The sequence below is a fragment of the Methylobacterium sp. B4 genome (assembly GCF_003201865.1).
Taxonomy (GTDB): domain Bacteria; phylum Pseudomonadota; class Alphaproteobacteria; order Rhizobiales; family Beijerinckiaceae; genus Methylobacterium.
The window spans coordinates 45,429-64,814 of the sequence record NZ_QJJJ01000018.1 but is presented as its reverse complement, the minus strand read 5'-3'; the positions used below and the strand labels follow the sequence as shown (position 1 = coordinate 64,814).

Annotated in this window: 22 protein-coding genes; 7 read left to right on the top strand and 15 right to left on the bottom strand. The window is 70.3% G+C overall.

What is annotated here, in order from left to right:
- Window positions 1-376: 376 nt before the first annotated feature.
- The 5 genes from prmC to BY998_RS18515 form a co-directional block, all read right to left on the bottom strand.
- Complete coding sequence (gene prmC / locus BY998_RS18535) at window positions 377-1,267, bottom strand: peptide chain release factor N(5)-glutamine methyltransferase (RefSeq protein WP_110353074.1); 891 nt, start codon at window positions 1,265-1,267, stop codon at window positions 377-379.
- A 178-nt stretch (window positions 1,268-1,445) separates the two neighbouring features.
- Complete coding sequence (gene prfA / locus BY998_RS18530; RefSeq protein WP_110353073.1) at window positions 1,446-2,531, bottom strand: peptide chain release factor 1; 1,086 nt, start codon at window positions 2,529-2,531, stop codon at window positions 1,446-1,448.
- Window positions 2,532-2,712: 181 nt separating this feature from the next.
- On the bottom strand, window positions 2,713-3,372 hold the full coding sequence (locus tag BY998_RS18525) for a DUF2268 domain-containing putative Zn-dependent protease (RefSeq protein WP_110353072.1): 660 nt from the start codon (window positions 3,370-3,372) through the stop codon (window positions 2,713-2,715).
- A 49-nt stretch (window positions 3,373-3,421) separates the two neighbouring features.
- Window positions 3,422-5,683 (bottom strand): phosphoenolpyruvate--protein phosphotransferase, encoded by a 2,262-nt coding sequence (gene ptsP, locus BY998_RS18520; protein WP_110353071.1) that lies wholly within the window; start codon window positions 5,681-5,683, stop codon window positions 3,422-3,424.
- A gap of 71 nt (window positions 5,684-5,754) precedes the next feature.
- Window positions 5,755-6,990, bottom strand: coding sequence for an aspartate kinase (locus BY998_RS18515; protein ID WP_110353092.1), 1,236 nt, complete (start codon window positions 6,988-6,990; stop codon window positions 5,755-5,757).
- Between the two features lie 193 nt (window positions 6,991-7,183).
- On the opposite strand from BY998_RS18515, the gene ubiG reads away from it, so the two are divergent.
- The 3 genes from ubiG to BY998_RS18500 all read left to right on the top strand — a co-directional run bounded on the left by ubiG (window position 7,184) and on the right by BY998_RS18500 (window position 9,638).
- The gene (gene ubiG / locus BY998_RS18510; protein ID WP_110353070.1) at window positions 7,184-7,927 is read left to right on the top strand and encodes a bifunctional 2-polyprenyl-6-hydroxyphenol methylase/3-demethylubiquinol 3-O-methyltransferase UbiG; all 744 of its coding nucleotides are present in this window, start codon (window positions 7,184-7,186) and stop codon (window positions 7,925-7,927) included.
- A gap of 57 nt (window positions 7,928-7,984) precedes the next feature.
- Window positions 7,985-8,557 carry a YbhB/YbcL family Raf kinase inhibitor-like protein gene (locus BY998_RS18505; protein ID WP_110353069.1) on the top strand — a complete coding sequence of 191 codons (573 nt, stop codon included), beginning with the start codon at window positions 7,985-7,987 and terminating at the stop codon, window positions 8,555-8,557.
- A 100-nt stretch (window positions 8,558-8,657) separates the two neighbouring features.
- Complete coding sequence (locus BY998_RS18500; RefSeq protein WP_110353068.1) at window positions 8,658-9,638, top strand: NADPH:quinone oxidoreductase family protein; 981 nt, start codon at window positions 8,658-8,660, stop codon at window positions 9,636-9,638.
- 70 nt (window positions 9,639-9,708) lie between these two features.
- Here BY998_RS18500 and ruvC read toward each other — a convergent pair whose 3' ends face one another.
- Window positions 9,709-10,278: a crossover junction endodeoxyribonuclease RuvC gene (ruvC, locus tag BY998_RS18495; protein WP_110353067.1), complete on the bottom strand. Its 570-nt coding sequence runs from the start codon at window positions 10,276-10,278 to the stop codon at window positions 9,709-9,711.
- A gap of 152 nt (window positions 10,279-10,430) precedes the next feature.
- A complete protein-coding gene (locus BY998_RS18490) occupies window positions 10,431-11,063 on the bottom strand; it encodes a YceI family protein (RefSeq protein ID WP_110353066.1) in 633 nt (210 codons plus the stop codon).
- A gap of 102 nt (window positions 11,064-11,165) precedes the next feature.
- On the opposite strand from BY998_RS18490, the gene ruvA reads away from it, so the two are divergent.
- Window positions 11,166-11,792 carry a Holliday junction branch migration protein RuvA gene (ruvA, locus tag BY998_RS18485; protein ID WP_110353065.1) on the top strand — a complete coding sequence of 209 codons (627 nt, stop codon included), beginning with the start codon at window positions 11,166-11,168 and terminating at the stop codon, window positions 11,790-11,792.
- 9 nt (window positions 11,793-11,801) lie between these two features.
- Here the strand turns inward: ruvA and BY998_RS18480 are convergent, their stop codons facing one another.
- A complete protein-coding gene (locus BY998_RS18480) occupies window positions 11,802-12,098 on the bottom strand; it encodes a DUF3572 domain-containing protein (RefSeq protein ID WP_110353064.1) in 297 nt (98 codons plus the stop codon).
- Between the two features lie 77 nt (window positions 12,099-12,175).
- On the opposite strand from BY998_RS18480, the gene BY998_RS18475 reads away from it, so the two are divergent.
- Both BY998_RS18475 and BY998_RS18470 read left to right on the top strand, forming a co-directional pair.
- Entirely contained in the window at window positions 12,176-12,556 is a 381-nt protein-coding gene (locus BY998_RS18475; RefSeq protein WP_110353063.1) for a response regulator, read from the top strand.
- Between the two features lie 54 nt (window positions 12,557-12,610).
- Complete coding sequence (locus BY998_RS18470) at window positions 12,611-13,984, top strand: PleD family two-component system response regulator (protein WP_110353062.1); 1,374 nt, start codon at window positions 12,611-12,613, stop codon at window positions 13,982-13,984.
- Between the two features lie 30 nt (window positions 13,985-14,014).
- On the opposite strand, the gene BY998_RS18465 is transcribed toward BY998_RS18470, so the two are convergent.
- Window positions 14,015-14,509 (bottom strand): Rrf2 family transcriptional regulator, encoded by a 495-nt coding sequence (locus tag BY998_RS18465; protein WP_110353061.1) that lies wholly within the window; start codon window positions 14,507-14,509, stop codon window positions 14,015-14,017.
- 165 nt (window positions 14,510-14,674) lie between these two features.
- Between BY998_RS18465 and hmpA the strand changes: the two genes are divergently transcribed.
- Complete coding sequence (gene hmpA, locus BY998_RS18460; protein ID WP_110353060.1) at window positions 14,675-15,916, top strand: NO-inducible flavohemoprotein; 1,242 nt, start codon at window positions 14,675-14,677, stop codon at window positions 15,914-15,916.
- Between the two features lie 45 nt (window positions 15,917-15,961).
- Here the strand turns inward: hmpA and BY998_RS24480 are convergent, their stop codons facing one another.
- From BY998_RS24480 to BY998_RS18435, 6 genes are all read right to left on the bottom strand, one after another.
- Entirely contained in the window at window positions 15,962-16,126 is a 165-nt protein-coding gene (locus BY998_RS24480; RefSeq protein WP_181425562.1) for a hypothetical protein, read from the bottom strand.
- Window positions 16,127-16,162: 36 nt separating this feature from the next.
- Window positions 16,163-16,492, bottom strand: a complete 330-nt coding sequence (locus tag BY998_RS18455) for a hypothetical protein (protein ID WP_110353059.1) — start codon at window positions 16,490-16,492, stop codon at window positions 16,163-16,165.
- The gene (locus tag BY998_RS18450) at window positions 16,482-16,832 is read right to left on the bottom strand and encodes a hypothetical protein (protein ID WP_110353058.1); all 351 of its coding nucleotides are present in this window, start codon (window positions 16,830-16,832) and stop codon (window positions 16,482-16,484) included. The genes BY998_RS18455 and BY998_RS18450 overlap by 11 nt, the downstream gene beginning before the upstream one ends.
- An 88-nt stretch (window positions 16,833-16,920) precedes the next feature.
- On the bottom strand, window positions 16,921-17,898 hold the full coding sequence (cysK, locus tag BY998_RS18445) for a cysteine synthase A (RefSeq protein ID WP_110353057.1): 978 nt from the start codon (window positions 17,896-17,898) through the stop codon (window positions 16,921-16,923).
- 363 nt (window positions 17,899-18,261) lie between these two features.
- Window positions 18,262-18,441: a hypothetical protein gene (locus BY998_RS18440; RefSeq protein ID WP_110353056.1), complete on the bottom strand. Its 180-nt coding sequence runs from the start codon at window positions 18,439-18,441 to the stop codon at window positions 18,262-18,264.
- A gap of 118 nt (window positions 18,442-18,559) precedes the next feature.
- Window positions 18,560-19,066: an META domain-containing protein gene (locus BY998_RS18435; RefSeq protein WP_110353055.1), complete on the bottom strand. Its 507-nt coding sequence runs from the start codon at window positions 19,064-19,066 to the stop codon at window positions 18,560-18,562.
- Window positions 19,067-19,386 lie beyond the last annotated feature (320 nt).

Here is a 19,386-nt window from a genome sequence, read left to right as displayed (position 1 = left end):
CGTCGCTCGCGGGTGCGGACCGGTCCGATGTCGCTCAGGCGCATCGGCGCGACCGCGATCAACCCGCGCTGTTTGCCGCTCGTCCACTGGCTGCGCTCGATCTTGGCGCGCCGCGAGACATCCCTCGACTGTCAGGTTCGATCCCACCGAGCCTGACCGCGATTGCCCGGCCGCGTCCGCTCGATGGTGGGAAGACCGTCCGAACCCGGAGGATGCGGTCAAAACCGATCCTGCCGATACCGTCTTAACGGAGAGTTGGCGATCTGCCCGTCTAAGCTAGTGACTGCCGCTCTCGACAACAAGCATTTTTTCATGCGCAAGGCGGCTTTTACCGGATTTGCGCGCGCCGACGGCTCAGCCCCGGCCCCCTGCGCCATCATCTGCCCGCCAAGGATGGCGTAAGCGTGACGACCCGATCGCGGCCCGCGAGGTCGCGACCGATTCGGGCCTCGGCAAATCCGGCGTCCTGAACGAACGCGGAGAGCGCCTCGCCCTGGTCGTAACCGATCTCCAGGACGAGGGCGCCCCCGGGCGCGAGCAGATCCGGCCGCTGCGCCAGCCCGGAGAGAATCGCGCGGTAGGCATCCAACCCGTCGACCCCGCCGTCGAGGGCGGCGCGCGGATCGTGCAGGCGTACCTCGGGATCGAGCGTGGCGATGACCGGGGCGGCGATGTAGGGCGGGTTCGAGACGATCAGGTCGAACGGTCCCTTGAGCGCGTCGAGCCAGGAACCGCACAGGAAGGCGGCACGCGCCCCGACGCCGTTGGCGACCGCATTGTTTCGCGCGACCGCCAGCGCCCCGGCCGACCGGTCGAGGCCGAGGCCGAAGGCGTCGGGCCGCTCGTGCAGCAGCGCCACGAGGATGCAGCCGGAGCCGGTGCCGAGATCGGCCAGCCGCAGGGGGTGCTCCCGCCCCGGGAACAGCCCGAGCGCGGCCTCGACCACGCTCTCGGTGTCCGGCCGCGGCACCAGCGTTTCGGGCGAGAGCGCGAAGGGCAGACCCCAGAACTCCCACTCGCCGAGGATGCGCGCCACGGGCTCGCCCGCGAGCCGCCGCGCCGCGACTCGGCCGAGCCTGCGCGCCCCGTCCTCCCCGATGGTCTGGTTCCCACGCAGCGACAGGTCGAGGGGGTCGAGCGCAAGGGCGTGGAGCGCGAGGAAGCGGGCATCGGCGCGCGCATCGGGCAGGCCGGCCGCCTCGAAGGCGCGGGCAAGGCTGCGCAGGGCGGCTTCGCGGGACAGTGTTGGCGCGAAATCCAAGGTCATGCCGGAAGGGTCGGGACGCATCCGCCTTCCCACCCTCTCCCCTCTGCTGGAGAGGGTGCCCCCCAAAGGTGGGTGCGCGACGGGAGCGACAGTTCCGGACCAATTGGAGGCGGCCCCTCTCCCGCCCGCTTTGCGGTCCCCCTCCCCCGCGCAAGGGGGAGGGCGAAGGGCGCGTTCCTCACGCCATCCCCTCGGCGGCGAGCAGCTCCGCCTGATGCTCCGTAACCAGGGCGTCGATCACCTCGTCGAGCGCTTGGCCGGCCATTACCTCCTCCAGCTTGTAGAGGGTCAGATTGATACGGTGGTCAGTGACGCGGCCCTGCGGGAAATTGTAGGTGCGGATCCGCTCCGAGCGGTCGCCGGAGCCGACCTGCGCCTTACGGTCGGCGGCGCGGGCCGAATCCTTGGCGGTGCGCTCGGCGTCGAAAAGCCGAGCGCGCAGCAACGCCATGGCCCGGGCGCGATTCTTGTGCTGGGAGCGCTCCTCCTGCACGAACACCACGACGCCGGTCGGAATGTGAGTGATGCGGATCGCCGATTCCGTCTTGTTGACGTGCTGGCCGCCGGCGCCCTGCGCCCGCATGGTGTCGATCTTCAGGTCGGCCTCGTTGACGACGATGTCGACCTCCTCCGCCTCCGGCAGCACCGCGACGGTGGCGGCGGAGGTATGGATGCGCCCCTGCGTCTCGGTGTCGGGCACACGCTGGACCCGGTGCGCCCCGCTCTCGAACTTCAGCCGCGAGAACACGGAGCGGCCCTTCACCTCGGCCACGACCTCGCGGTAACCGCCGACCGTGCCCTCGTTCTCCGAGATCACCTCAACGCGCCAACCCTTCGCCTCGGCGTATTTGGCGTACATGCGGAACAGGTCGCCCGCGAACAGGGCCGCCTCGTCGCCGCCGGTCCCGGCGCGGATTTCGAGGATCGCGCTCTTCTCGTCGGCCGCGTCCTTGGGCAGCAGCATCAGCTGGAGCGCGCGGTGGGCCTGTTCGACCGCGTCCTCCGCGTCCGGCTTCTCCTCGGCGGCCAGCGCCCGCATCTCGGGATCGCCCCCGGGCTCGTCGATGAGCGCCCGGATGCCGGCGAGGTTGGCCTCGGCCGCCCGGTACTGGCGGATCGCGGCGACGACGCCGTCGAGTTCCGACAATTCGCGGGAGAGCTGGACGATGCTCTCGGCATCGGCGGAGCCGTCGGCGAGCTGCGCCGTGACGAACTCGTGCCGGGCCAGGATGGCATCGAGGCGATCGGGAGGAATGGGGGTCATCGCCTGCTAGGACACTCGTGGACGGTGCGCGTCAAATCGAAAGGAGCGGGACGGATCGCGGGACCGCGTCGGCCGGCTCGCTCGAACGCCGGGCTTCATGGCGGTCCGACCGGCACCCGTTACCCGCGCCGGGAGCGGGAGGGAAGATGGGCCGGGACCGGCAGCGGGGTCTCGACGCCGTTCAGGCCGCGGCGGACCACGCAGAGGCCGCGAGGACGGCATCGGCCGGCACGCCCACCCAGGTCTCGCCATCGGGCGCGGGGTTGGCGGTGAGCCAGTCGCCGACGATGCGGTAGCCGAGGGTGTAGCCGAGCCAGCGCGGATGGCGCCCGCTCGCTCCGAAGAACCAGCCGGCGTGATCCGCGTTGGGCGCCCGCAGCTCCGCCGCACTCGGGAGATGGGCCCGCAGTGCCGCGTCGTCCAGAGCGCATTCCCAGGGTTCGGGGGGCGCGCCGAAGAGCCGGCCCGCGAACTGCCCGGCCAGCCCCTCGCTGACGAGCGCCTCGCCGAGCGTGCGACCGTATCCGGGGCCGGCGAAGCGGCGGCAGTGATGCACCTCGTGGGCGATCGTGCGCCGGATGTCGCCCGTGTCGAGGCTTGCCGCAAAGTTCGGATTGAGCGGGTCGACCGTGAGCGCGCACAGGCCCGGACGGTAGGCCCGGCCCGCCGTCCCGATTTCCGGAATGACAGCCCCGGCCACGCGCTCGACGAGGAGGTCCAGGCGGAACGGCGGCAGGAGGCCCGCCACGGCGAGCCGGGCGGTCTCGATCTCCGCCGCGATCCGGTCGCGCCAGGGCGCCAGATCGCCCTCGGCCTCCAGCCAGTGCACGCGCCAATCCAACCGTCTTCCTTCCCGCTGTCCTGAGGGCCGACGCTCCGTCCCCGCGTCCCTAGACCGGCACGCCCTGCGCCTTGGCATAGGCCGCGAGCGCGGGCCGGACCGAAGCGCCATCGGTCACCCGGCCCAGTTCGGATGCGATCAGCGCCGCGACCTCGCCGGCATCGGCGGAAAGCACCATCGCCTTGACCGGGCCGATCGAGGCTGGGGACATCGAGAAGTCGCGGAAGCCGAGGCCGATTAGCGCCAGCGCTTCGAGGGGCCGCCCGCCGATCTCGCCGCAAACGGTGGCCGGACACCCTTGCGCGGCGGAGCGCTCGGCGATCAGGCGGAAGGCGCGCATGGCCGCCCCGCACAGGGGATCGAAGCGGTTGGCGACGCGCCGGTTCTCGCGATCGACCGCGAACAGGAACTGCATGAGGTCGTTGGAACCGACCGAGAGGAAGTCCGCCTCCCGGGCGATCTCGTCGATCTGGAACAGGAGCGAGGGCACCTCGACCATGGCGCCGAGGCGGCAATCGCTCGGCAGGGCGTAGCCGTGGCGGCGTAGATGCGCCTTCTCGCGCTCGACGATGGCGCGGGCGCGGGTGAACTCCTCGACGGTGGCGACCATCGGGAACATGATCTTGATCGGTCGCCCGGCCGCGGCCTTCAGGAGCGCGCGCAGCTGCACCCGCAGCAGGGCCGGCCGGTCGAGGCCGATGCGGATCGCCCGCCAGCCGAGCGCCGGGTTCTCCTCCTCGAGCGCCGGCATGTAGGGGAGGATCTTGTCGCCGCCGATGTCGAGGGTGCGGATCGTGACCGGCCGGTCGCCGGTGGCCGAATAGACCGCCTCGTAGAGGGTTTGCTGCTCGGCGGCCGAGGGCATCCGCTCGGCGATCATGAATTGCAGCTCGGTGCGGAACAGGCCGACGCCCTCCGCCCCGGTCTCGTTGAGATGCGACAGATCGACGAGCAGTCCGGCATTGAGGTGCAGGCCGATCTTCACGCCGTCCCGGGTGACGGCGGGCACGTCGCGCAGGGCCCGGTACTGCTCCTGCCGCCGGGCGCGCAGCCGCACCATCTCGGCATAGGAAGCCTCGACCTCCGGGGTCGGCCGGATCTGGACCTCGCCGGAGAGCCCGTCGACGATGATGGCGTCGCCCGAGTCGCACAGGCCCGTGGCGTTGGCGACCTCGCCGACGGCGGGGATGCCGAGCGCCCGGGCGACGATGGCGATGTGGCTCGTCGGGCTGCCCTCCTCCAGCACGACGCCGCGCAGGCGCGCCCGGTCGTAATCGAGCAGTGCGGCCGGCCCCATGGAGCGGGCGACCAGGATCGCGTTCTCCGGCAGGCCGTCCCCGCCCTGCCCCTCCTGGCCGACGAGGCGGCGCAGCAGGCGGTTGGCGAGATCGTCGAGGTCGTGCAGGCGGTCGCGGAGATAGGGGTCGCTCTGGCGCAGCATCCGGGCGCGGTTGTCCGACTGCACCCTCTCGACCGCGGCCTCGGCGGTCAGGCCCGACTGCACCGCCTCGCGCATCCGGCGCAGCCAGCCCTTGTCGTGGGCGAACATGCGCACGGTCTCCAGGATCTCCCGGGACTCGCCCGTGCCGATCCCGTCGCCGCGCTCGACCAATTCGTCGATGGCTGAGCGCACGTCCTCGATCGCCGACTCCAAGCGCTCCATCTCGCGCTCGACGTTCTCGGCGATCAGCGTCTTCACGACGATGCGCGGCTCGTGGAGCACGACGTGACCGAGGCCGATCCCGTCGGCGAGCGCCACGCCGCGCTGGCTCACGGGGCGGCGCGCCGCGGTGCCGGCGCCCGGCGCCAGGGCCTGCAGCTCGCCCGAGGCGATCATCTCCGCCAGCACCATCGCGGTGGTCTGGAGCGCCTCGATCTCCTCCTCGGAATAGACCCGGTAGGTCTTGTTCTGGACCACCAGCACGCCGAGCGTATTGCCGGCCCGCAGCAGCGGCACGCCGAGGAAGGCGTGGTAGATCTCCTCGCCCGTCTCCGGCCGATACGAGAACGAGGGGTGCGACTGCGCGTCGGAGAGCGCCAGCGGCTCGGCGGTCTTGGCGATCAGGCCGACGAGGCCCTCGTCGGCGCGCATGCGGGTGATGTGAACCGCGTCGCGGTTCAGACCCTCGGTTGCAAACAGTTCGAGGGTGTTGTCATCGCGCACCACGTAGACCGAGCACACCTCGGCGATCACGTTCGCCGCGATGAGGACGACGATCCGATCGAGGCGCTGCTGCGGACTGACCGGCTCCGCCATGGCTTCGCGGAGCCGGCGCAGCAGCAGGCGCGGGCCTCCGGGCGCAGCGGGCATCGTCTCGTCAATCCGGGTCGGCCGGCGCAACCTGGGCTTATGAGCCTTGAGGCCGACGCCGACGGGAACGGTCAGGCCTGGTCGAGGCCGTATAGCGAGTGGAGCGTGCGGACGGCAAGCTCCGTGTAGGCAGCGTCGATGAGCACCGAGAACTTGATCTCGGAGGTGGTGATGGCGCGGATGTTGATACCCTTTTGCGCCAGCGCCCGGAAGGCTTTGGCTGCAACGCCCGCATGCGAACGCATGCCGACGCCGATCGCCGAAACCTTGACCACGTCGGTGGCGCCCTCGATCTGGCCGAACTGGATCGTGTCGCGCTGCGCGTCGAGGATGGCGCGGGAGCGCTCGTACTCGGCGGCCGGCACGGTGAAGGTCATGTCGGTGGTGGACTGATCGCCGGACACGGTCTGGATGATCATGTCGACATTGATGTTGGCATCGGCCAGCGGGCCGAAGATCGCCGCGGCGATGCCGGGGCTGTCCTTCACGGCGCGCAGCGTGATCTGCGCCTCGTCCTTCGAGAAGGCGATGCCGGTGATGATCTGCTGTTCCACGATTTGGTCCTCGTCGCAGATGAGGGTGCCCGGCCGCGCGGCATCGGGGGGATCGAAGGAGGAGCGCACCGTGGTCGGCACCCGGTGCACCATGGCGAGCTCGACGGAGCGCACCTGGAGCACCTTGGCGCCCAGAGACGCCATCTCCAGCATCTCCTCGAAGGTCACGCGCTCCATGCGCTGGGCCTTGGGCACGACGCGCGGATCGGTGGTGTAGACCCCGTCCACGTCGGTGTAGATGTCGCAGCGCTCCGCGCCGATGGCGGCGGCGATGGCGACCGCGGACGTGTCCGATCCCCCGCGTCCCAGCGTCGCGATCCGGCCGGTCTCCGGGTTCACGCCCTGGAAGCCGGCGATGACGGCGACCTCGCCGCGGGCGAAGCCGGCGTCGAGGTTCTTCGGGTCGATGCCCTCGATCCGGGCCGAGCCGTGGGCGGACGAGGTGTGGATCGGGATCTGCCAGCCCTGCCAGGAGCGGGCCTTGATGCCGTCCTTGTTGAGCGCGATCGCGAGCAGGCCCGAGGTGACCTGCTCGCCCGAGGCCACGACCGTGTCGTAGTCCGCCGCGTCGTAGAGCGGATCGGCGTCCTTGACCCAGCCGACGAGCTCGTTGGTCTTGCCTGACATCGCCGAGACCACGACCGCGACCTCGTAGCCGGCCGCGACTTCGCGGGCGACGTGGCGCGCCACGTTGCGGATGCGGTCGACATTCGCGACGGAGGTTCCGCCGAATTTCATCACCAAACGGGGCATGTCGCGTCCGGTCTGCTCTTTCGTCTTCACGGCGCCGCCTCGCGGCAGGCTCGGGCCTCGCGGCCCGCAGAACTCGCCGACAGGGAAAAGAACGCGGCGCGGCTGTACCGGGAATGCGCCCGGCGGGTACAAGGGCCCCCCGGCCGTGTCAATCGGACGGACGGCAGGTTGAAACGATGCGAAAGTGAGCCGGATGACGAGCGCCTCGATCGACCGGGATGAAGTGGCGCGCTTCGACGCGCTGGCCGCGCGCTGGTGGGACGAGCGCGGGCCGATGGCGGTTCTGCATAAGTTCAATCCCGTGCGGGTCGGCTACATCCGCGACGAGGCCTGCCGGATCTTCGCGCGCGATCCGTCCGCCCCCTTCCCGCTCGAAGGCTTGAGCGTCATCGATATCGGCTGTGGCGGCGGCGTGCTGTCCGAGCCGCTGGCCCGGCTCGGCGCCAGCGTGACGGGCCTCGATCCGGCGCCTGGGAACGTCCTGGCTGCCCGCGCCCACGCGCAAGGCGAAGGCCTCGCCATCGACTACCGCGACGAGACCATCGAGGCGGTGGCGGCCCGGGGCGAACGTTACGACATCGTGCTCGCCATGGAGGTGGTGGAGCACGTGGCCGACCGCGCCGGCTTTCTGCGCGCCTGCTGCACGACGGTGAAGCCCGGCGGCCTGCTGTTCGCCGCCACCCTCAACCGGACGATGCGCTCCTTCGCGCTCGCCATCGTCGGAGCCGAGTACGTCCTGCGCTGGCTGCCCCGCGGCACCCACGACTGGGAGAAGTTCGTGACTCCGAGGGAACTCGCCGCCGACATCGCCGCGGGTGGGCTGAGCGTCACCGATACGACGGGGGTGGTCTACAATCCCCTCACCGATTCCTGGCGGGCGAGCCGCGACACGGGCGTGAACTACATGGTGACGGCCCATCGTCCGCCCGAGGTCTGAACGAAGCGGATGCAGGGTCGTTGACGGGTCTCCCGGCGCGAACGGAGACCCTGGACCATGCTCGAAAAGCTCCCCCATGCCTTGGGCGAGGCACTCTCCGGCGTGAGGGCCGGTCTCGAGAAGACCGCGTTCCATACGCTCGCGGCGCAGGCTCCCGCGACCCTGCGCGTGACGAGCGAGGCTTTCGCCGACGATGCGCCGATCCCGGCCCGCTACACCGCGGACGGCGAGGGCCTGTCGCCGCCGCTCGCGGTGGCGGGCGTGCCTGAGGGCGCAGCGGCGCTGGCGCTGTTCGTGGAAGACCCGGACGCGCCCTCCCCTCACCCGCTCGTCCACCTCATCGCCTGGAACCTGCCGCCGCGGGACCGGACCTTTCCCGAGGGTGATTTCGCCAGCCCCGCGGGCGAAGGCGCCCGGCACGATCTGGGCCGCAACTCCTTCCTGAAAGAAGGCTGGCTGCCGCCCGATCCGCCGACCGGCCACGGCCCGCACCGCTACCTGTTCCAGGTCTTCGCCCTGGCCCGCCCGCTGGACCTGCCCGCCTCGCCGGGCCGGAGCGCGTTGCTCGACGCGCTTCACGGCAACGTCCTCGCCAAAGGCCTGCTGACGGGGCGTTACGAGCGACGGTGAGCGTCTTGCGCTCGCCCGACCCGAGGGGGCATGAGCGTCGGGCGATCCCGCTGCGCGGGGATGCGCGGCTCGGCGGGCGGTGTCACGGAGACGGCGGAGAATGAAGGCCCTGGTGTGCAGCCGGCTCGGCGGGCCGGAGGATCTCTCGCTTCAGGACTGGCCCGATCCCGTGGCCGGGCCCGGCGAGGCGCTGGTGCGGGTCCGGGTGGCCGCATTGAACTTCTTCGACACGCTCATCATCGCCGGTCGCTATCAGGTGAAGCCGGAACTGCCGTTCTCGCCGGGCGGGGAAGCCTGCGGCGTGATCGAGGCGCTGGGGCCGGACACGGAGGGTTTCTCCGTTGGCGACCGGGTCATGGTCCATCTGAGCCACGGCACCGCCCGCGCGCGCATCGCGGTGCCGGTCAAGCGTCTCGCGCGGGTGCCCGACGCCGTGCCGGACGAGACCGCCGCCGGCCTCTCGATCACCTACGGCACCACGCTGCACGCGCTGCACGACCGCGCCCGGATCAAGCCCGGCGAGACCCTCGTCGTGCTCGGCGCCTCGGGCGGCGTCGGGCTGGCCGCGGTCGAACTCGGCAAGCTGCTCGGCGCCCGGGTCATCGCCTGCGCCTCCTCGCCGGCCAAGCTCGAGACCGCTCGCGCCCACGGCGCGGACGAACTGATCGATTATCTAGCGGATAACCTGCGCGAGGCGTTGCGGCGGCTCACCGGCGCGGCTGGGGTCGACGTGGTCTACGACGCTGTCGGCGGCGATCTCGCCGAGCCCGCCATGCGCGCGCTCGGTTGGAAGGGACGCTATCTCGTGATCGGCTTCGCCGCGGGCGAGATCCCGAAATTTCCCCTCAACGTCATCATGCTCAAGGGCATCGACGTGCAGGGCGTCCACTGGGGCGCCTTCGTCGAGCGCGAGCCGGAGGCGCACGGGGCCAACCAAGCCCGCCTGCTCGCCTGGGCGGCGGAGGGCCAGCTCACCGTGAAGGTGCACGGCGTCTATCCGCTGGAAGCCTACGAGGAGGCGCTCGGCGTGTTGGTCCGCCGCGAGGCCGTGGGCAAGGTGCTCCTTCGGATCGAGGCTTAAAACGGCCTGCCGCGGCCGTTTTGGGTCAGCCCTCTGGACGCGGGCGGCGACCAGAATTCGGAACGAGTCCCTACCGGTCGAGCCGCGCCAGCGCCGCCGCGATCCGGGCGGCGCCCGGTCCGGTGCCCGCGGGGACGGCGTGGCGGCGAGCGAGCGCGATGGCGCCGCGGTGGCTCGCATGGGTGATGGCGATGGCCAGCGCATCCGCCGCGTCGGCGACTTTGAACTCCGCTTTCGGCAGCAGGAAGCGCACCATCGCCTGGATCTGCACCTTCTCCGCGTGGCCGGAGCCGGCGACGGTCTTCTTGATGAGGTTGGCGGCATATTCCGCCACCGGCAGACCGGCCAGAGCCGGCACCAGAAGCGCCACGGCGCGGGCATGGCCGAGCTTGAGCGTCGCCTGCGCATCCTTGTTGACGAAGGTCTCCTCCACGGCGACCTCGTCGGGCGCGTGGCTCGCGACCACGCGAGTCAGCCCCTCGTGCAGTTCGCGCAGGCGCAGGGCCAGCGGCAGGTCGCCGTCGGAGGTGACGACGCCGCAGGCGAGGTAGGACAGCTTGGTGCCCTGCGCCGTGATCAGCCCCCAACCGGTGCGGCGCAGGCCCGGATCGATGCCGAGGATGCGCACCTCGCTCGTCATGGCCCTGGGCCTCCCTGTCGCTGCCGGAACCGGCTCGTTACGGCACGTACCGTGAACGGAGCGTTGCCGTAACCCCGCCGGCACCGGAGGGCCGCCTGCGTGGCGGCCGGGACTCTATCACGCAGACGTGATGAGAGACGAGGCTGCTCCCGTCACTGCAGCTTGAATTCGCCCTCCAGCCGAAGGGCCACCTCGTCGCCGAGCAGGGGCAGGAAGGCGTTCACGCCGAAATCGGAGCGCTTGATCACCGTCCAGCCGTCGAAGCCGACGGAGTAGATCTTGTCGACCGGATTGACCCCGGCCTGGTTGAAGGTGGCGTCGAAGGAGACCGGCTTGGACACGCCGCGCAGGGTGAGCGTGCCGTTGACGCGGGCGGTGGTCGGGCTCGTCGGCTCGACCGACTGACTCACGAACGTCGCCTCGGGAAACTTCTCCACGTCGAGGAAGTCCGGCGTCTTGAGATGGGCGTTGAGCTTCTCGTTCAGGCCGTTGGCGCTGCCGGTGCCGATCTTCACGGACAGCATGCTCTTGTCGGGCGCCGCCGGATCGAGGGCGAGTTCGCCCGACACCTCCGTGAACTGGCCATAATAGGTCGAGAAGCCGAGATGGCTGATCGACCACGTGATCTTGCCGTGCGCGGTGTCGAGCCGGTAGCGGCCCGCCTTCACCTGCTTCGGATCCTTGGTGAGGGCGGGGCCGGCCTCCTGGGCCGCTGCCGGAGACGGCAGGGCTCCGCCGGCACCAGCCAGCAGCAGGAGGGCGGCGAGGGCGAACGTGCGCTTCATGCGGTCACCTTGTCGGTTGGGCCGGCCTGACGGATATGGCGTTCGGGCGGGCGCGGCAACGGACCCGTGAGGAACGACGCCCTCATAGGATCGGCAGGCGCGATGATCGGCAAGCTCAAGGGGCTAGTGGATTCCTACGGAGAGGATTTCGTGATCCTCGACGTGAACGGCGTCGGCTACGTCGTGCACTGCTCGGCCCGCACGCTGCAGCGGCTGCCCAAGCCCGGCGAGGCCACGGATCTGGCCATCGAAACCCATGTCCGCGAGGACATGATCCGGCTCTACGGCTTTCGATCGGATGCGGAGCGGGAATGGTTCCGCCTGCTCCAGACGGTGCAGGGCGTCGGCACCCGCGTCGCGCTCGGCGTCCTCTCGGTCCTGGAGCCAGCGCAACTCGCCACCGCCATCGCCACCGGCGACAAGGGCTCGGTCGCCCGCGCCCCCGGCGTGGGCCCGCGCCTCGCCGCCCGCCTCGTCGCGGAACTGAAGGACAAGGCCCCCGCCTTCGCGCCCGTGGATCCGGCCCTGGTGGCGCTGACCGGCGCCGTCGAGGACAGAACGGCGCCGCAGCCGGTCGCGGACGCGATCTCGGCTTTGGTCAATCTCGGCTATCCCCAGGTCCAGGCCTCCGCCGCCATCGCCACCGCGCTGAAGGGCGCGGGCGACGAGGCCGGCACCCTTGAGGCCAAGACGCTGATCCGCCTCGGCCTGCGGGAGCTCGCCCGGTAGGCGCGCGCGTCAGCCGCCCTCGTCGAAGGGCGGCGGCTGGAGCTTGTGCCAGGCAGAGGCGATCCGCTCCGGCTTGACCCCGATCGTCTCGGCGCAGGCGAGCAGCGACGGTTCGTCGCTCATCACATGGTCGAGAACCGCGCCGAGAAAGCCGGGATCGCGCACGCTCTCGCGCAGGGTCCCGGGCGCTAGGCCGCTCGCGGCCACGAATCGGAACAGCCGGTCCTCGTCGGCGACGAGCCATCCCAGCACTTCGGTCGCCAAGCCCTCGGCTCCCGCATCTCTATGATCAAGTTTGCGTTTCATCAACAAGTGGCAGTTTAAGAGAGGATGAGGGCCGGACCACGGGGTGGAACGCCATCGCGACCGCGCCGGAGCAGGTCATGAAGAAAACCGTTCTTATCGTTGAAGACAACGAGCTGAACATGAAGCTCTTCAACGATCTGCTGGAGGCGCATGGCTACGCGACCCTCAAGACCGCCAACGGCATCGAGGCGATCGAACTCGCCCGCGCCCATCATCCCGACCTGATCCTCATGGACATCCAACTGCCCGAGGTGTCGGGGCTGGAGGTCACCAAGTGGCTCAAGGACGACGACGACCTTCGTAACATTCCCGTGATCGCCATCACCGCCTTTGCAATGAAGGGCGATGAGGAACGCATTCGTGAAGGCGGCTGCGAGGCCTATCTGTCCAAGCCGATCTCGGTTGCCAAGTTTTTGGCAACGGTCCGCAAGTACATTGGGGATGACGGCGCCGCCTGAGGCCCCTTCGGCCTGAGCGCCGGGGCGGTCGTTCGGCCGCGCATCGGAGGAACGATGTCGGCTCGCGTCCTGATCGTCGATGATCTCTACCCCAACGTCCGATTGCTCGAGACGAAGCTCTCGCTCGAGTATTTCGACGTCGTCGTGGCGATGAACGGCCCCGACGCCCTGGCGATCTGCGAGCGGGGCGCCTGCGACGTCGTTCTGCTCGACGTGATGATGCCCGGCATGGACGGCTTCGAGGTCTGCCGCCGGCTCAAGTCCAACCCCGTCACCGCCCACCTCCCCGTGGTGATCGTCACCGCTCTGGATCAGCCCGCCGACCGGCTGCGCGGTCTCGACGCGGGCGCGGACGACTTTCTCACCAAGCCCATCGACGACACCGCGCTGATGACGCGGGTGCGCAGCCTCGTGCGGCTCAAGGCCGTGTCCGACGAGTTGCGCTCGCGCGTGCTCGCGACCCGCGACATCGGTGGTCCCGATCCGCTGGCGCTCGCCACGGCCGATAGCGGGGACGGTGCCCGCATCCTCCTCGTGGAGGACCGGCCGGGTGCGATTGACCGCATCGCGACGGCGCTCGGGGAGCGCCACCAGGTCACCGTCGAGACCGACCCGCACCGCGCCCTGGTCATGGCGCCCGAGGGCGGCTTCGAACTGGCCCTGGTGAGCCTAGACCTGGAGGGCTTCGACGGCCTGCGCCTGTGCAGCCAACTCCGCTCGCTCGAACGGACGCGCAGCCTGTCGCTGATCATGATCGGCGAGATGCACGAGAAGGCCCGCGTGACCCGCGGGCTCGAATTCGGCGTCAACGATTACCTGCTGCGCCCGATCGACCGCAACGAGCTGATCGCCCGGGTGCGCACGCAGGTGCGCCGCCGCCGCTTCTGCGAGACCCTGCGCGGGGTGCTGCAGGCCTCCATGGAGATGGCGATCACCGACGACCTGACGGGATTGCACAACCGGCGCTATCTCGACCGGCAGATCGGCACGGCTTTCGGCGAGGCGACGCACCACCAGAAGGGGCTGGCCTGCCTGCTGCTGGACATCGACCGCTTCAAGTCGATCAACGACACCTACGGCCACGAGGCCGGCGACGAGGTGCTGCGGGCCTTCGCCGAGCGCATCCGCCAGCAGGTGCGGCCGATCGACATTTTGGCCCGCTACGGCGGCGAGGAGATCGTGATCGTGGTGCCCGGCGCCGACCTGCCCGAGGCGCGCGCCATCGCCGAGCGCATCCGCGAGCGGATCGAGGTGACGCCCTTCGGCATCATGGGCGGAGCGCAGGACATCTCCGTCACGGTCTCGGTCGGCGTCTCGGTGCGGCGCCCGACCGATACGAGCCCGGCCGACGTCATCAAGCGCGCCGACGCCGCGCTCTACCGCGCGAAATCCTTCGGCCGGAACCGCGTCGAGGCGACCGCGGCATAAGCGTTCGGTCGGCACGTCTCGTCGCGACGGTCAGACGGGCTCGCGATCCCCGTTCGCAACCCGGCTCCCCGCCGAGGTCGCCGCGCCCGATCCGGGCAAGCCCAGCAGTCGCGCGATCTCGTCGCCCTCGCTCCCGTGGAGCAGATCGGCCAGGGTGTAGCCGTCGAGAACGGCGAGGAACGCCGCCAGCGCCTCGCCCAGGGCGCGCCGGAGGCGGCAGGGCGCCGTGATCGCGCAGGCCCCGCCCGAGAAACACTCGACCAAAGCGAGGTCGTCCTCCGTCTCGCGCACCACGGCCCCGACCACGATTTCCGCAGGCGTCCTGGCGAGGCGCAGGCCGCCGCCCCGGCCCCGGATCGTGCGGATCAGCCCGAGACGGCCGAGCTGGTGAACCACCTTCGTCAGGTGACTTTCCGAAATCCCGTAGGCGCGCGCGATCTCGCCGATCGAACTCTGCCGGGGCTCGTGCAGGCCGACATAGATCAAGGTTCGCAGGGCGTAGTCCGTATAGCGGGTCAGGCGCATGGCGGCTCCGAACGGCCTTCAGGGCCACGGGATGATGAGACCGGGCGCGTCGGAGCGCGGCGTGGCGGGATGCCCAATCGGTTGCGGCGATAAGATACATTCTGCTTGCACCTTTTTCGAGGCCGCCATAAAAGGTTCATGCCAGATGAACCTTTGGAACGATCCATGCCCAGGCCGCTGTCACCCCAGACCATCGCCCTCATCAAAGCGACCGTGCCGGCCCTCGAAGCCCACGGCCTGACCATCACGCGGCGCATGTACGAGCGCCTGTTCGAGAACGCGGACATTCGGGATCTCTTCAACCAGTCGCATCATGGCGAGACCGGCTCGCAGCCCAAGGCGCTGGCGCAGGCCGTCCTCGCCTATGCCCGCAACATCGACAATCTCGGCGTGCTGGCCGGCGCCGTCGAGCGCATCGCCCAGAAGCACGTCGCGCTCAACATCCTGCCCGAGCACTACCCTCACGTCGCGGACGCCCTGCTCGGCGCGATCGGGGACGTCCTGGGCGAGGCGGCGACGCCGGAGATCGCCGGGGCCTGGGGAGAGGCCTACTGGTTCCTGGCGGAGCTGCTCATCGGCCGCGAGGCGGCGATCTACCGCGACCTCGCCGCCCGCCCCGGCGGCTGGAACGGCTGGCGCGACTTCGTGGTGGAGAGCGTCACCCCGGAGAGCGAGACGATCCGCTCCTTCGTGCTGGTCCCCGCCGATGGCGGGCCCGTGGTCCGTCACGAGCCCGGCCAGTATCTCGGCTTCCTGTTCGAGCTGCCGGACCACGGCGTGCTCAAGCGCAACTACTCGATCTCCTGCGCGCCGAACGACCGCGCCTACCGCATCACCGTCAAGCGCGAGACCGCCCCGGGATTGCCCGCCGGCATCGTCTCGAACTGGCTGCACGCCTCGGTCGGTGCCGGCAGCGTGCTGAAGGTCACCGCACCGGCCGGGGACTTCTTCCTGGACCGGCAGAGCGAGGCGCCGGTGGTGCTCGTCAGTGGCGGCGTGGGCCTCACGCCGATGGCGAGCATGCTCGAGACCCTCGCCGAGACGGGGCCGGAGCGGCCGACCTGGTTCGTCCACGGTGCCCTGAACGGGCGGGTCCACGCCATGCGCGACCATGTCCGCAAGCTCGTGGCGAGCCGGGAGAACCTGCGTGCGCACGTCTTCTACGCGGAGCCGGAGGCAGGTGATCGCCCGGGCGAGCATTACGACGCCTCCGGGCTGATCACGGCGGAGTGGCTCGTCGCCCACACGCCGCGGGAGAGCGCCACCTACTATTTGTGCGGCCCCAAACCCTTCCTGGCGGCCTTGACCAACGGCCTCATCGGAGCGGGCATTCCGCCCGAGCGGGTGCGCTACGAGTTCTTCGGCCCCGCCGATGATCTCTTGGAGGCACCCCGCCAGGCCGCCTGATCCGACCGCCGACGCCGGCTCCCGCCCGAGCCGGTGTCGGCGGCTTCAGCCGCTTCCCGGATCGGTCTCGTCGCCCTGCGCCGGCACGCCGGGCTTGCCGTCGGTCTTCTCGTTGGGGTCTTTGACCGCGTCGGGAGCGCTGTTGGCGGGCTTGTCCCCGTCACCGCGCTCCCGCGACGTCTCGCGATCCTTCTCGTCCCGTCCGTCCATGATCCCCTCCCCTCGCGCTCACCGCCCCTGAACCGATCAGGAGCGCTTGGCCCGCTCCGGTTCGCCGGCCACGGGCTCGCCCTCCCGCGGACCGGCCGCGGCCTTGCGGTCGGAATGTCCCCCTGAGGAGCCGCCGATCGCGGGCGGCGCGCGTCCCGACTCGGCCTTGCCGTCCGCCCCTCCGCCCCACTCTCCGCGCCGCTCGGCATCCGAGCGCCCGGCCGAGCCCTGCCCGGTGATCGCCGCCTGCTCGGGGGTCTGGTGGCCTCCGCCGGCCGGATGTGGTCCGCGCGAACCCACCGCCTCGTCGGGCTTGCGGGTGCCAGTGTTGCTCAGATCCTCTTCGGGCCGGTTCTCATTTCCCATGGCGCGGCGCCTCTTCCTGACCCACGGCGGCGGTGGCGCGCTCGATGGCCTCCTCGGCCTTGGCGTCGGGCTTGACCGGCGTCGTGGAGGGGTCGGAGATCCGGCGCAGGTTCTCCTCCGGCGTCTCGGCTTCCGTCTGCTCCACCGCGTCCTGGCGCGGCGTGCCGGAGGCGAGGCGCGCGGCCTCGGAGAGCCCGTCGGGATTGCTCTTCAGGTCGGCCTGCGTCCGCGAGGGGAGACCGACATCGAGGGGCGAGTCGGAGCCGAGATCCTGGCCGTTGCGGTCGGCATAGGCATCGAACGTCTTGAGCGACGGCCGCGAGCGGTCGTTGTCCGTCATGTCATCCTCCTGATCTGACCGGGACAACAATCCGGGACCGGAGGAGTTGCGGCGCGGGTCCGTCGCAGGGCCCGCGCCGCAGCCAGAGCTAGCCGATGCCCTCGAACAGCACCGACGAGATGTAGCGCTCGGCGAAGGAGCAGGCGACGGTAACGATGCGCTTGCCCTGGAACTCGGGCCGGGAGGCCAGTTCCAGCGCCGCGGCGACGTTGCCGCCCGTCGAGATGCCGCCGGGGATGCCCTCGAACTTGGCGAGGTCGCGGGCGGTGTCGACCGCCTGCTGGTTCGTGACCTTGAGGACGCCGTCGAGCACGTCGGTGTGCAGGTTCTCGGGGATGAAGCCCGCGCCGATGCCCTGGATCTTGTGGGGGCCGGGCTGGCCGCCGGAGATGACGGGGCTGTCCACCGGCTCCACCGCGAAGACCTTGAGGTCCGGCAGCCGGGGCTTGAGCACCTCGCCCACGCCCGTCACCGTGCCGCCGGTGCCCACGCCCGCCACGAAGGCGTCGAGCCGGCCCTGCGTGTCGTTCCAGATCTCCTCCGCGGTGGTCTTGCGGTGGATCTCGGGGTTGGCGGGGTTCGAGAATTGCTGCGGCATGACGGCGCCGTCGATCTCGCTGATCAGCTCCTCGGCCCGAGCGATGGCGCCCTTCATGCCCTGCGGACCGGGCGTCAGCTCGAGCTGCGCGCCGAGGAAGGCGAGCATCTTGCGCCGCTCCAGCGACATCGTCTCCGGCATGACCAGGATCAGGCGGTAGCCGCGGGCGGCGGCCACGAAGGCCAGCGCGATGCCCGTGTTGCCCGAGGTCGGCTCGACCAGCGTGCCGCCCGGCTTGAGCCGGCCCGAGGCTTCGAGCGCGTCGATCATGTTGACGCCGATGCGGTCCTTGACGCTCGCGATCGGGTTGAAGAACTCGAGCTTGAGCAGGATCTCGGCATCGACGCCGCGCTCCTTGGTGAGCCGGTTGAGACGCACGAGCGGAGTGTTGCCGATGGTCTCGGTGATCGAGCCGTAGACGCGGCCGTGACCGGGCTTGCGGGCTTCCGGGGTCGAGGTGTCAGTCATCGTCTGTCCGCTCCCAAAAGCGCTCGCCGCCGCGACGGAGGCCGTTCCGGCGAAGGCGAGCGCGGCAAAACAAGGATCGGAACCGTCGGCCGCGCGAGGGGCGGGCCGCAGGCTACGAGGCGGCCGGTCTCGCGCCGGATCGCGCGGTGGACCCGCCCGGTCAGGGTGCTGACCGCCGGGGCGACGCGTAGCCGATTTCGCAAACCCCGTCGAGGTTTGAGCATGACGGACACCGCCGCTTTACACGGCCGGCGGCGGGCAGAGCTTGCGCGGAGAATTTTATTTTATCTTTTGGCGCCCGAACGACAGTATTGTCATCCCGTCGGCGGGCCTCGCGCGGCCGCAGGCAGCCGAGCGCGGGCCTCAGGCGGCCAGAAGGCTGGTCGCGAGGACCAGGAGGCCGAGACCGGAGCCGGTGGCGAGGGCGGCCAGGGCGGCGGCCCCTTCGTGGTTGGCGCGGATGAAGGCGTAGCGCGTCGCGGCCCTGTGGGCCGGCCGCACCGTCGGGACGACACGCTGCTGGTGGGTCCGGTCGATCCGCATTCCGCCTCTCCGCCTGACCGGCCGCGCGGAGCGCGGCCGAGTGGGGCGAGGAAGCGGCCCGGGAGACTGACGGACGGTGAATCCGCGCGCGTGCTCGCGAATCGTCGTCAACGGCGGCTTAAAGCGACCGGTCGAAGCGCAGCACGCCGTTCGGGCTCTGGATCACGAGCTGCGAATCCACGAGGTCCCACTTGCCCGCCGTGCGCAGGGCGACGAGGAAGGCCTGCTCGGTGGCGGCCAGGGCCTTGTCGCAGCTCTTCTTGGTCAGCGCGAGCGGACCGACGGCGAGCTGCTGCTCGCGCAGGGGGAAGGCGGTGGCGGTGAAGGTATTGCAGCCGCCGTAGCCGCGAGCACGGTACTGCGCGTCGATGATGAAGCTCGGCCGGTCCGCGCCGGTGAACGGCTTCCCGTTCATGCTGACCGCGGTCCAAATCGCGCCCAGCGGAAAGATCTTCTCCGTCGGCTTGGCGCCGGGGACGTATTGCGGCTTCTTCTGGGGCTGTTGGCCCGCACCGAAACCGGACGGATTGCCACCGCCCATGCTCATCTGTGCGGCGGCCGGCACGGCCGCCAGCGCTCCCGCGGCAACCGCGCAGGCCAGCGCAGTGGTCAGCGTTCTGTTCATGGTTCAGCCCCCTTTCTGCTCGGCTGCCTCGCCCCGGACTTCTGCCCGATCGCAGGACGACCCGACACGGTCCTTACACCCCGCCGCGATGCCGGTATTCCTCGCGTCCGCCCCAAGCTGTGGGAAGAATCGTGCATCCGGTCGCGAACCGGCGGAATCGTCACAGATTCAAGCACAATTATGGTCGAGGCGCGCCGATCTCCGATCCGGCCCCGACGATTCGATTCTCGCGCTTCGCCGAAACGAACCCGCCGCTCCGACCGTTGAACGCTTCGAGGCAGGCGCGTAGGCGCGATCGAGGAGAGCGGCTTGACGGGATC